11 protein-coding genes are annotated in these 12,908 nt (G+C 51.5%); 3 read left to right on the top strand and 8 right to left on the bottom strand.

Translation table 11 applies throughout. The features are described 5' to 3' along the window. Window positions 1–62 precede the first annotated feature (62 nt). Window positions 63–194, top strand: coding sequence for an entericidin A/B family lipoprotein (locus HC231_RS02530; protein WP_208231196.1), 132 nt, complete (start codon window positions 63–65; stop codon window positions 192–194). 146 nt (window positions 195–340) lie between these two features. On the opposite strand, the gene HC231_RS02535 is transcribed toward HC231_RS02530, so the two are convergent. After that, window positions 341–652: a hypothetical protein gene (locus HC231_RS02535; protein ID WP_208229583.1), complete on the bottom strand. Its 312-nt coding sequence runs from the start codon at window positions 650–652 to the stop codon at window positions 341–343. Between the two features lie 465 nt (window positions 653–1,117). On the opposite strand from HC231_RS02535, the gene HC231_RS02540 reads away from it, so the two are divergent. Next, window positions 1,118–2,062, top strand: a complete 945-nt coding sequence (locus HC231_RS02540) for a VirK/YbjX family protein (protein ID WP_208229584.1) — start codon at window positions 1,118–1,120, stop codon at window positions 2,060–2,062. Between the two features lie 210 nt (window positions 2,063–2,272). Here the strand turns inward: HC231_RS02540 and frdD are convergent, their stop codons facing one another. Genes frdD through frdA form a run of 4 tightly spaced genes read right to left on the bottom strand, consistent with a single transcriptional unit; the run spans window position 2,273 to window position 5,579 of the window. After that, window positions 2,273–2,629 carry a fumarate reductase subunit FrdD gene (gene frdD / locus HC231_RS02545; protein WP_208229585.1) on the bottom strand — a complete coding sequence of 119 codons (357 nt, stop codon included), beginning with the start codon at window positions 2,627–2,629 and terminating at the stop codon, window positions 2,273–2,275. 14 nt (window positions 2,630–2,643) lie between these two features. Then, entirely contained in the window at window positions 2,644–3,039 is a 396-nt protein-coding gene (gene frdC, locus HC231_RS02550; protein ID WP_208229586.1) for a fumarate reductase subunit FrdC, read from the bottom strand. 13 nt (window positions 3,040–3,052) lie between these two features. Beyond that, entirely contained in the window at window positions 3,053–3,790 is a 738-nt protein-coding gene (locus tag HC231_RS02555) for a succinate dehydrogenase/fumarate reductase iron-sulfur subunit (protein ID WP_208229587.1), read from the bottom strand. After that, the gene (frdA, locus tag HC231_RS02560) at window positions 3,783–5,579 is read right to left on the bottom strand and encodes a fumarate reductase (quinol) flavoprotein subunit (protein WP_208229588.1); all 1,797 of its coding nucleotides are present in this window, start codon (window positions 5,577–5,579) and stop codon (window positions 3,783–3,785) included. Before frdA ends, HC231_RS02555 begins: the two co-directional genes overlap by 8 nt. A gap of 602 nt (window positions 5,580–6,181) precedes the next feature. Here frdA and epmA point away from each other — a divergent pair. Then, complete coding sequence (epmA, locus tag HC231_RS02565; protein WP_208229589.1) at window positions 6,182–7,159, top strand: elongation factor P--(R)-beta-lysine ligase; 978 nt, start codon at window positions 6,182–6,184, stop codon at window positions 7,157–7,159. Between the two features lie 55 nt (window positions 7,160–7,214). On the opposite strand, the gene mscM is transcribed toward epmA, so the two are convergent. From mscM to rsgA, 3 genes are all read right to left on the bottom strand, one after another. After that, the gene (mscM, locus tag HC231_RS02570) at window positions 7,215–10,541 is read right to left on the bottom strand and encodes a miniconductance mechanosensitive channel MscM (protein ID WP_208229590.1); all 3,327 of its coding nucleotides are present in this window, start codon (window positions 10,539–10,541) and stop codon (window positions 7,215–7,217) included. 95 nt (window positions 10,542–10,636) lie between these two features. Continuing rightward, on the bottom strand, window positions 10,637–11,563 hold the full coding sequence (asd, locus tag HC231_RS02575) for an archaetidylserine decarboxylase (RefSeq protein ID WP_208229591.1): 927 nt from the start codon (window positions 11,561–11,563) through the stop codon (window positions 10,637–10,639). 141 nt (window positions 11,564–11,704) lie between these two features. After that, window positions 11,705–12,760 (bottom strand): small ribosomal subunit biogenesis GTPase RsgA, encoded by a 1,056-nt coding sequence (rsgA, locus tag HC231_RS02580; protein ID WP_208229592.1) that lies wholly within the window; start codon window positions 12,758–12,760, stop codon window positions 11,705–11,707. Between the last annotated feature and the right edge of the window lie 148 nt (window positions 12,761–12,908).

Raw genomic sequence — 12,908 nt, forward strand, 5'->3', positions numbered from 1 at the left:
GCTTAAAGAGATCGCTTTTTCGATCGCGAAAACGTTTATTCTTCATTAAGAAGGAATTGATGATGTTAAAGAAAAGTCTGGTTGCTATTTTCTCTGTATTCATTCTGTCCGCCGTCGTTGGGTGTAATACGACGCGAGGCATTGGGCAGGATGTTGAATCCGGTGGGAAGGCGATACAACGTAGCGCGCAGTAAGCTGAGCTCGTCGTTAATATAGCTATCTGACGTTAAATAGGAAAAACAGTAGTCTGAAAGCCGTCGCCCCCTTTATGTTTTCCTATGATGAAATCACTTCGCATATCATCGCTCCACTTCAGTAAGGACTCGCATTATTGTAGTTCTCATAATGCGGGTCTTTGATTCTCCGCGCCGGCGCGCCCTGCGCCAGTCTTTATCGGCGGTTTCAGATAATGCGGCGGAAGAAGCATCGCGCCAAAAAGCGGATTGGCGATGAACGTTAAACGTTCGGTACTCCAGCGGGAACTAAACCAGTCAAAATTCAGTGATGAAGCGTTGTACCTTGTGACGCTATTTAACGCTTGCGTGAGCAAATAAAAATCAAATACCCTTAAATAACCGTCTGGATTAATTAGCCGATCGCCCAACTTCGCGAAATTAAAAATCTTCAGTAATGAAGCGGTAAGCGTTATCATTCTGACGGCTATTATTCATAAACATCATTGTTGTTTGCAAAGTGAAATATAGATATTCTCAAACCATCTTCTGCGATAATCTATTCTCCCCCCTGTTTTTTAGCCGGCTTACTATCACATTAATAGAGCGGATGCCAAACTGACTTAATCGAATCTTGATAGTATCTTCATAATTTCTTGTGAAATCTAAGGTTTAATAAAACGATAAAGATGCTGATTGCTGTTCTGGATACATGGTGTTCAGAACATGGATTCATCAAACAATATGATTTGGATAAAAATATCAAGTTGATGGGCATTAAGATTCCGTGGTGATGGATGGAAATTTCATCAAGAATGGGTCTGTTTATTTCTATTTTTTAATAGAAGTTAAAGCTGCCAATTTGTTTTTGATATCTGTATTGAGTTGTGAATTTTTCATCTTGCTATATATGCATCTCCTTTAATAAAACAAGGGTTTTTATCGTGTCTCAATTCGTGGCCCCACTCCAGACAAATAGAATCACTAACGGTTGGCAGTTAATCATTGCATTGGTTCATGGCGACCTTACGCCAAGTAAAGAATGGAAAAAAATTCATTTTCGTTTGAAATTTCTATGCCGCTCACTATTGAATTGGCGCCTTACTGTCGGTCTGGCAAATATCTTGGCATCCAATTTTCTGATGGAAAAGATCCTACATATGCAACCCGACCTGCCTTGCAAATTGCACCGGCCATACCTGACGGCAAAAATGAACAAGCTTGAACGCTTGTTTGCATTGCGCGACCATTATACTTTGGTGACGCAGCGTATGCCTTTGAAGCTGCTGTTGGGATGCTTAAATGAAGAGCCTGTTGTTCTTGGCACCGCTGTGGATAAATATGGCAATAAAGTCATGCTAAAAATGTCATCTATTTCTAGCCTGAATAGAGAAGGGGAAGTCACGGTATTAATGTGTAATGCCAAGGGCATTATTCTGGCGAAAATTACCTTCATACTTATGAATTATCGTCAACGGCCCACGTTTTTCATTGGCGGTTTACAGGGGGCGAATAAGGAGGTGCCGCACACTGAAATTCAGGAAACTACCAAGGCATGCTATGGTCTGTTTCCTAAACGGCTGGCGCTAGAAGGCGTTTGTTCATTAGCTCATTATCTTGGCATTGATCAGATTATCGCGGTGGGGAATGCCGGGCATATTTATCAAAACTGGCGCTATCATAATAAGAAAGAGGTGTTACACGCTGATTATGATCAGTTCTGGTCATCGATCGGCGGACGTGAAACGACTTCTGGATATTTTCAGTTGCCATTACGTATTCCCCGCAAACCAATTGAAAGCATCGCCAGTAAGAAACGCGCTGAATACCGCCGGCGTTATCAGTTACTGGATGAGCTGGAAGGTGAAATGTCTCAGTGGTTTCAATAATTCCCTTGATGAAGAATATCCGGGAAATCCCATTCTCTTTAAGTTCGGGCAGGCCGTTATCAGGATGCTACACGGGCGGATTTATTGCGGTGTCGCCGCTTTCCTGCAACTCGAATTATTTAGCGTAAAAGATACGTCCGTGAGCAGGTTGTAGCGCGCACAATTAAAAACGGCCTGCGCTGGGCAGGCCGTTATAGCGGAACCATCTGTTTACAGCGTGACCACGCCGATAATGGTGACGACGCTCAAAATAGCCGCCAGACCGTAAAAAACCCATTTCCCCGCGGGGACGTGAATTTTCACATCGTGCATAGAGTGGTGAATACGGTGTAAACCGCACCAGATGGGCAGAATAATCATCAGCAGCAGGAATACGCGGCCGATAAAACTCTGACTGAACGCCAGGATGCGTTCATAGCTCAGGGCGTCAGGAAACAGACCGAGAGGCAGCAGAATACCGACCAGCAGAATGATAACCGGAGAGAAAATGGCGCTCCACATACCACCTGCACCGAATAATCCCCAGAAAGGCGGTTCATCGGAACGTTTTGGCATTTGATTAATCACGTTATTCCTCCTGATCAGAATAGTAAGGCGATAGCCAGAATGGCCAGCGTTACTACAATGGTAACAACCCAAAGCCCTTTAACAATCGGCTCTGGCCCCATCTTCTCGTCTTTCACCACAATGTTGGCGGCTTTAGGCGCCAGGTCAAACCAGGTTTTGGTTTGCAGCACCGCAGCCAGCAGGGCGATGATATTGATGAGCAGCACCAGTGGATTCTGCAGGAAACCAACAAAGTGCGCCCAGCTTTCCGGACCGTTTTTCAGAGAGAATACGCCGCACATCAGTATGATGCTGAACCAGACGGCGGGTACGGCCGTACCTTCACGCAGCATATAAAAGCGGTAAAACCCCAGCTTTTTCCACCAGGATGGCGACATGTCGCGGACATACGCTTTACGTTTGGATGTCATTATTGTCCCTCCCTTATTGTGGTTTCAGCATAGCGATCATGAAGTCTTTCGCACTTTCAACCTTGCCTTGCTGAATAGCGGCGGCAGGGTCGACATGCTTCGGACAAACCTCTGAGCAGTAACCTACAAACGTACAGCTCCACACGCCGTTGTTGCCGTTAAGCTGCGGCATACGTTCTTTCTTACCGTGATCGCGGTTATCCAGATTGTAACGATGCGCCAGCGTGATCGCAGCCGGGCCGATGAACTCAGGGTTCAGACCGAACTGCGGACAAGCGGCATAGCAAAGACCGCAGTTGATACAGCCGGAGAACTGATGGTATTTGGCCATCTGCGCCGGAGTTTGTTTGTTGGTGCCGTCCGCCGGTTTACGATCGTTACCGATGATATAAGGCTTGATGGCTTCCAGGCTCTCAATGAAGTGAGTCATGTCGACGACAAGGTCACGTTCGATTGGGAAATTGCCCAGCGCTTCAATCTTCAACCCGTTCGGATAATCGCGCAGGAAGGTTTTACAGGCTAGCTTGGGAACATTGTTCACCATCATGCCGCACGAACCGCAAATAGCCATACGGCAGGACCAGCGGTAGGAGAGGTCGGCAGCCAGGTTATCTTTGATATAACCCAACGCATCCAGTAAGGAAGTCTGCTTATTGTATGGAACCTCAAACGTCTCAAAATGCGGCGCGCTGTCCAGTTCAGGGTTATAGCGCATGACTTCCATTTTCAGGGTTTGCATTTCGTCAGCCATTCGCCTGCTCCTTCTTGCTTTTATCCTGATCGTCGCCTTCGGCGCCATAGACACGTTTGGCTGGGGGCAGTTTGGTGATTTTCACATCGCTGTAATCCAGACGTGGGGCACCTTCAGGGTTATAAAAAGCCAGCGTATGCTTCAGGTAGTTTACGTCGTCACGCTCGGTGCAACCTTCATCCAGACGCTGGTGAGCGCCGCGGGATTCTTTACGGTTAATGGCCGAGTGCGCCATACATTCCGCGACATCCAGACTGTGGCCCAATTCGATGGTATAGAGCAGATCGGTATTGAACACGCTGGAATGGTCGGTGATTTTTACCCGTTTGTAGCGCTCTTTCAGCTCGGTGATCTTATCAACGGTTTTTTGCATCAGGTCCGTGGTACGGTAAATACCGCAGCCTTCTTCCATCGATATGCCCAGCTCATCGCGGATTTTCGACCAGTTTTCAGTACCGTCCTGCTTCATCAGGTCATGCAGGCTCTGTTCGATGTCGCGAGTTTGCGCATCCAGCGCGCTGCCGTTGGCCGGCGCAGCTTCCTGAGAGCGCTGAACGGCATGTTCACCCGCGATACGACCAAATACCACCAGCTCAGCCAGAGAGTTGGAGCCCAGACGGTTGGCGCCGTGCAGACCGACAGACGAACATTCGCCGACTGCAAACAGACCTTTAATGCGGGTTTCGCAGGTTTGATTGGTTTCGATGCCGCCCATGGTGTAGTGCGCGGTAGGACGAATCGGGATAGGCTCTTTAACCGGATCGACGCCGACATAGGCTTTTGCCAGTTCGCAGATGAACGGCAGACGTTCCTTGAGTTTTTTCTCGCCGAGATGGCGCAAATCAAGGTAGACCACATCGCCCAGCGGAGTGGAAATGGTGCGGCCGGCGCGCCATTCATGCCAGAAAGCCTGAGAGACTTTGTCGCGTGGTCCCAGCTCCATATATTTGTTTTTGGGCTGACCCAGCGGCGTTTCCGGCCCCATGCCGTAGTCTTGCAGATAGCGGTAGCCGTCCTTGTTGACCATGATGCCGCCTTCACCGCGGCAGCCTTCGGTCATCAGGATACCGGAACCTGGCAGGCCGGTCGGGTGATACTGTACGAATTCCATATCGCGCAGCGGCACGCCGTGGCGGAACGCCATGCCCATGCCGTCGCCGGTAACGATGCCGCCGTTGGTGTTATAACGGTAAACGCGGCCGGCGCCGCCGGTGGCGATAACCACCGCATTCGCCCGGATCTGCACTAGCGTGCCTTCCATCATATTGATGGCAACGGCGCCGCGGACATGACCGTCATCGACCAGAATATCCAGCACGAAATGCTCGTCGAAACGTTGGATTTGCGGGTATTTGAGGGAAGTCTGGAATAGGGTATGCAGCATATGGAAGCCGGTTTTATCAGCGGCAAACCAGGTTCGTTCTATTTTCATCCCGCCGAAACGGCGAACGTTAATCGAACCATCTGGTTTACGGCTCCACGGGCAGCCCCATTGTTCCAGTTGGATCATTTCTTCCGGACAGTGATGAACGAAGGTATCAACAACGTCTTGTTCACACAGCCAATCGCCACCGGAAACGGTGTCGTTGAAATGATAATCAAAGCTATCGTGGTCCTGAGTTACCGCTGCTGATCCTCCTTCTGCCGCCACGGTGTGGCTACGCATAGGATAGACTTTCGAGATCAGCGCAATTTTCAGTTGGGGATTTGCTTCAGCAGCAGCAATTGCCGCTCTTAAGCCAGCGCCCCCGGCCCCGATAATGGCCAAATCGGCATTAAAGGTTTGCACTGCATTCCTCCAGTTACTTAAGTTAATTAAGTTAAAATAATAAAATAACGTCTATTTATCTCAGCCTTTATATATCTGCTTAATTATTAGCGTATTAAGCCACATAAAAAATGATTTATGGACATATTAAGAAATAGATAAACCTCTATTTTTTGTGTGGAAATGATTATACCGAATTAGATTCAGCTGAAATTTGATGTGATCCAGCATTTTGCAGTTTTTTCATGGTGTACTGGAATAACTTATAAAAACGTGATCGAAAGGCTTATTTTTATAGAAATGATGATTTTATTTCTTTAATAACTCTTTTATGCGCGATATAAAAAAATCTTTCACTGAATATAAATTATGATAATCCTCGAAACAAGACAATGCTTCGCGTTGTTGAAAATTTATGCCGCGCTATCCCTTGCCCGACGTCCTTTGAGCCGCCGCGGGCGGCGTTAAAAAAACTCCCGATGTTTTATCCTGTACAATTTTTTACTCGCTCCGTCCCTGCGGACCAACGCTTGGCGCTGTTGAAAATTTATCCTGTAAATTTTTTGTCTGCCTGCTTTTATACGGGTAGACTGCATCACTTGTTTGACTTTGGAGTAGTAACCATGAGCGAAACGGCAAGCTGGGAACCCAGCGCCTCTGTCGCTAATCTGTTAAAGCGCGCGTCGATAGTTTCCGCTATCCGGCGTTTTTTCACCGATCGTGGAATATTAGAGGTTGAAACGCCAGCGATGAGCCGGGCCACGGTAACGGACGTCTACCTGTGTCCGTTTCAGACCCGTTTTGTTGGGCCGGGAGCTTCAGACGGGATGACGCTGTATTTGATGACCAGCCCGGAATACCACATGAAACGCCTGCTGGCCGCAGGCAGCGGTCCTATTTTTCAGTTATGCCGCAGCTTCCGCAATGAAGAATCCGGCAGATACCATAACCCGGAATTCACCATGCTGGAATGGTATCGCCCGCACTATGATATGTACCGCCTGATGAATGAAGTCGATGACTTATTGCAGCAGGTGCTGGAGTGTGAAAGCGCGGAAATGCTTTCCTATCAGCAGGCTTTCCTGCGCCATCTGGAAATCGATCCTCTCACGGCTGATAGAACCCAACTGCGTGAAGCCGCCGAGAAATTGGGATTGGGCGATATCGCCCACCGTGAAGAAGATCGCGATGCGTTAGTGCAGATGCTGTTCGTTTTTGGCGTCGAGCCGAATATCGGCAGCGAAAAGCCGACGTTTGTTTACCACTTCCCGGCGACGCAGGCCTTGCTGGCCGAAATCAGCACCGAGGATCATCGGGTCGCCGAGCGCTTTGAAGTCTATTTTAAAGGCATCGAACTGGCGAATGGTTTCCGGGAATTGACCGATAGCGATGAGCAACGTCAGCGTTTTGAACAGGACAACCGCAAGCGCGCCGCCCTGGGGCTGACTCAGCAGCCTATTGATGAAAATCTGCTGGCCGCGTTAAAGCATGGATTGCCTGAATGTTCAGGCGTGGCATTGGGCGTCGATCGCCTGATTATGCTGGCGCTGGGCGCGGAAAAACTGAGCGACGTGATCGCATTTTCAGTGGAACGTTCCTGACGATAATGCATCGCCGCATTAAGTAGGGTGCGATTGCGTCGCACCCTTCTCATTTTTATAATCCGCCAGAAGTTCGGCCGCTGCCCGACGACATCGTTCTTCCCTTACGCGACAGGCTTTCCATCCGCACCTGGAATGGCGGGTATGGCATGATCAGATTGTGTTTACGGTAATTTTCCAGAATTAATTGATGAAGCTCGTGGCGCAACGGCATGCGATGCCCCATTTCCGCCGCGAAAATACGCAGTTCGAAGATTTGCACGCCCTGCTGTAAATCGACCAGGAATGCTTCGGGCGCAGGACTATCCAAAATCAGCGAGCAGCGGCTGACCGCGTCCATAAGCAAATCCGTAACCTCTTTGCTGTCTGCATCCGCGGGAGCCGGTATGGTTAACACCACGCGCGTTACCGAGTCAGATAACGACCAGTTGATGAACTGTTCGGTGATGAACGCTTTATTCGGCACGATGATCTCTTTGCGGTCCCAGTCGGATATGGTGGTCGCCCTGGTATTGATGCGCATGATGCTGCCGGTGAGTTCGCGGATCGTCACGGTATCGCCGATACGAATCGGTTTTTCAAACAGGATTATCAGCCCGGAGATAAAGTTGGCGAAAATTTCCTGTAAGCCGAACCCCAGCCCGAAGCCTAATGCGGCGACCAGCCACTGCAATTTGGACCACTCAATCCCGATGAGCGAAAATCCCATCATGCAACCAATCAGCATCAAAATATATTTGCTGATAGTGGTGATGGCGTAGCCGCTGCCGGGGGAGAGACTCAGATGCTGTAATAGCGCCAGTTCAAGCAATGCGGGCAGGTTGCGCACCAGCTGCGCGGTAATAACGAAAATAAGCACGGCGATAAGGACGTCGCCCAGCGTAATGGGCTGAACGCTTTCAACGCCTTTTACCGTACTGGTTACATCCCACAGGCTGATATTTCCCATGAAGGCAAACGCGGAATGAATTTCAGACCACAGCACGATTACCGAAACCAACGCGATCAACGTCAGGATCGAGCGGACCAACTGCAATGATTTCGCGCTGATGGCGTCCAAATCGACCACTGGCTCTTCAACCGCTTCCGAACTGCTTTCATAAGATGCGGCGGAGGAGGAATCATCTTCGCCGCGGGCGCGTTGCGCCAGAATTTCCGAGCGGCGATGTTTGGCGCGATCGAAAGCGATGCGCCGGCGCTGAATGAGCATCCAGCGCCGGATAATGTAATAAATCACCAACAGGAAAAACCAGATGGCGACCGAGGTTTCCAACCGCACCAGCAAAGCCTTGGCGGTAGCCAGATAGCCAATGCAGGACGCCAGCGCGGCAATCAGCGGGACGCAAATCAACAGATTCCACATTGCCCGGTTAACCGGGTTTTCTCCCGACCCTTCCTTATCCAGATAAAGCGGAATACCTGACCGCTTCAACCCGGTGGTGACCAGGCTCAGCGCCATGCACAGCAAGATAAAGCACAGACGTCCCAGCGAACTGGAGAATTCACGATCGTTAAGTTTATCAAAGGTGATCAGCGCCATAATCAACGGCACGATAAAGGCGATCGACAGACGGTAATAACGCATGGCGCGGGCAACCCGTTCGGGCGACCAGCGGAAGTGGGCAATAAACAGTCCCTGCGGATGAGCGAATGATGCGCTGATCATCACCACCCACATTAACGGCACGGTGGCGGTTACGCTGTCGCCGATGGCTACGGCCATCGGATAAGGCCAGGCATTTTGCAACCCGTAACCCCATGCGGCCCAGAGCACCGGCAGCGGCAGCGCCGTCAGAATCGACCAGAATACGGTTCGTAACGTCAGCGTAAAGCGGTCGAGCGTCACCTTACCCACCCGGCTGCTGGCGCGCTCCAGAAAAGCATGATAATGACGGCGGGAGCTGACGCTGAATCCTACCAGCAGCAGCGCCCCCAGCAGCGGGATCACGGTTTCGCGGCTGGTGACCATCATCACCATGGCGCTGCTGAGTTGGGTCAGGGTATCCAGCGACAGCAAGCGGGTGAGTTCCTGCACCAGCGTCAGCGGATAGGAGAATGTGATGGGGTCAACATCGGCAACCCAGAAAAGATAGCGGTGGGCCGCTTCCCGCGTGTCGTTTAAGGCATCTTCCAACTGGCTGTTGGCGACCTTGAGCTTGGTGAGCTCCAGAATTTGCGTATCACAGCCGGAGATTAATGAGCTCAGCAGATTGCGCTGGGTACGCAGCTGCTCGGTCAGGATACGCTGCTGCGTGCTGGTCAGCGGCGTGCCGTCGTCCTGTTTGGCTTGATCAATGTCGTGGGGCTTATTAATCAAATCCTCAAAATGCAGACGTTGCACGCGCAGCTGCGCCATATCGCTGTCCAGCCTTTGCGGTTGAGGCATTTCCGGCAGCCGGGCGATCTGAGCCCGCAACGTTTCCCCCAGTACCGGCGATACGCCGAGCCACTGAGCCTGTTCGCGGATGGTGCTTAGCGCCTGACGCACCTGTAGCGTTTGTGTCGTGGCCTGGCGTTGCTGGGAAGCGATCAGATCCATCCGCTGAGCCTGTTGATTCAGGGAAACGGACAGTTCACGGTTGATTTTCAATTGTTCGCTGATGATGGAAGGCAAGTCGCCGCTTTGCTCCGCCAGCAGCTCTGTTTTTTCAAGCGCCTGCTCGGCTTCTCTTTGACGCAGGCTATTGATGCGACTGCGCAAGCTCTGTAGCTGGATATCCAGATTATCGTGACGCTTTTTATATAGCTCGACGCGTAAACGGGATAATTCCTGACGGCTGCTGGCGGATAGCTGAGCCAGTTCCAGCTCATCAACCCGGCTTTTACTCAGAGCCGCTTCCGCCTGCAGAGCGGTGAGTTGAGCCTGGCCCAACGGGGACGGGGGCGTACCCAGCAGCTGGATGCGGCGTTCGATGTCGCTGAGCGCACGGCTGGCTTCGGTTTGCTGTTGGGGTAGTTGCCCCAGAGAATCGATGACTTCCCGCAGCCGATCCTGCTCTTGCTGGAGTTGACGGCCCTGTTCCAGGAGTTGGCTGCTGACCTGTAAAGCCTGTTGCTCAAGATCGTTAACGGAAAGGCTTTCCGAAATTGTCGTCGGCTTGTCGTCTTCCGCCGTTATCTGCCGGCGCAGTTCCTGTATCAGCTTGGGAAAGTCTTCGATGACGCGCTGGTATTGCGCCGCGCGCTCACGGGATTCATTACGCTCCTGCAGGGTGTTCAGCGCGGACTGGAGCTCTTCGATAATCGATGCCTGATCGGCGGCGCCTTTGTTCGCTTCTGCGAGCTGCAATTGCTGGCGCAACTGTGCTTCATTGGGTAACTGTGCGGCCAATGAAGCGGTTGATAACAGACATCCCAGCAGAAAAATCGCAATCAGACGCACGCTTAGCCTACCTTTAACTTAACTTGCAATAATATTGAGAGTGAATGACGGCCAGAGGATTTTCAACCCGAATGGCCCGTCGCGCCGGCATTCGTCTACACCGGTTGAGTCTGTCTGGATGTATCGTCGTCCTGTGGCGTTTCGCTTGCCAGCTCTTCATCCGGCGATTCGGCGAAGGGCTCGCCCATCCGGGTAACGCCAAGGCTATTAAGGTTATCAGTAAATCTGATCCGATCGGACGAGAACAGGTTGATCACGGTGGATCCCAGCTTAAAGCGTCCCATCTCCTGGCCTTTGGCCAGCGTAATCGCGCCTTCCTCTCCGGCGTTGGGGTAGGTCCAGCGTTTGATAATGCCTTCCCGCGGCGGCGTGACGATCCCCGCCCAAACGGTTTCGATACTGCCAACAATGGTCGCGCCGACCAAAATCTGCGCCAGCGGGCCAAATGCGGTATCGAACAGGCAAATCACGCGCTCGTTGCGGGCGAAAAGATTCGGTACGTTTGCCGCCGTCAGCAGATTCACGGAGAACAAATCCCCCGGAACATAAATCATTTCCCGCAGTACGCCATCGCACGGCATATGGACACGATGATAATCGCGCGGCGATAAATAGATGGTGGCGAACAGGCCGCCGCGAAATAGATCCGCCATGATGTAGTTTCCTGCAAGCAGCGCTTCCAGGGAATAATGGTGATTTTTGGCCTGAATCAGTTTGCCGTCGTCGATGGCGCCGAACTGCGATAATACGCCGTCGGCAGGCAGCGCCAGACGGTTTGCATGAGAATCGATAGGGCGGGCGTCAGATCGCAGCGGCCGGACAAAAAAGTCGTTGAAGGTGCGATAAGCGGCGGTATCAGGCTGCTGCGCTTCCTGCATATTGACCTTGTAATAACGGACAAACAGGTCGATAACCAGCTTGGTGAGTTTTCCTGCCGGCTTATCGGCTCCCCAGCCAGCCAATCGGGTCAGCCAGATTTTGGGAAGCCAATACTGTAATTTGATTTTGATATTATCCAGCACAGTGAGCCTCTTGGGTTGGTGGTGCGCTATTGAAAGAGTTTCCGGGAGCGATGTTAAATACCGCCTGTAGTCGCCCAACGGTGGCGGCTAGGGCGGCCCGCCATACAAGGGTGCGCATTGTAGCGATGGATAAGATAAATGTCAGTTATCCGTATCGGAAAAGGTTTTACGCGTTTTTACCTGAGCCATGCTTTCCAGGATCCGGTGATAGTTGTCAAAACGCTCTTCGGCAATCTCACCGCGCTCAACCGCCGCGCGGATGGCGCAGCCCGGATCGTTGTCATGGCTACAGTCCCGGAATTTGCAACTGCCCATATATTCGCGGAATTCGACAAAACCGCGGGTGATCTGCTCCGGCTCCAGATGCCAGAGCCCGAATTCACGAACCCCAGGCGAATCAATAACGTCCCCGCCATGGGGGAAATGATAAAGCCGGGCCGCCGTTGTGGTATGTTGCCCCAGTCCCGAATTATCCGAGACCTCATTGACCAGAATGCCTTCTTCCCCCAGCGCCAGCAGCGCATTGAGCAGGCTGGATTTCCCCACCCCTGATTGCCCGGCAAAGATACTGATGCGTCCGGTCAGCGCCTGTTCCAGTTCGGCGATACCCTGCTGCGTATGGCTTGAGACCATAATCACCGGATAGTTGAGCGCGCGGTAAATATCCATCAGACCATCAACGAACTGGCGGGCTTCTTCATCCAGCAGATCGATCTTGTTAAGGACGATCAACGGCTCGACTTCCAGCGTTTCGCAGGCGACCAAATAGCGATCGATGATATTCAGTGAGAGTTCAGGAAGAATGGCGGAAACAATAACGATCTGATCGATATTGGCGGCGATCGGTTTTACACCGTCATAAAAGTCGGGACGAGTCAGCACCGAGCGGCGCGGGTGAACCGCTTCAACGATACCGCTGATGCCCGCCAGCGCTTCGTTGCCTGCCCGCCAGACAACGCGATCGCCGGTAACCAGGGACTTGATGGTGCGGCGAATGTTGCAGCGATGCAGGACGCCATCGGCGGATTCCACATCGGCGTGCATGCCAAACCTGCTGATAATAATGCCCTCCTGAGCGTCGCCCAGCTGGCTATCTTCCCATTCGACTTTACTTTTATTATCCTCATGCTTAAGACGGCGCTGGTGATTTGCGCTAACTCGGCGTTGTTGACCTTTTGACAGTTTCTTTTTGCTCACTGAACCTCACTTAACCGCATGATTATCGCTCATGGCGACGGGAGCGACTATAATACACCCTATTTGATTTTAATTAACTGATGCCCACCAGTCGGGTATTCGGGGTGACGCACGCTCGGCGTCGACAGTCAGGTAATCGCATAATGCT

Origin of the sequence: Brenneria izadpanahii (assembly GCF_017569925.1) — a bacterium.
GTDB classification, from domain to species: Bacteria; Pseudomonadota; Gammaproteobacteria; order Enterobacterales; family Enterobacteriaceae; genus Brenneria; species Brenneria izadpanahii.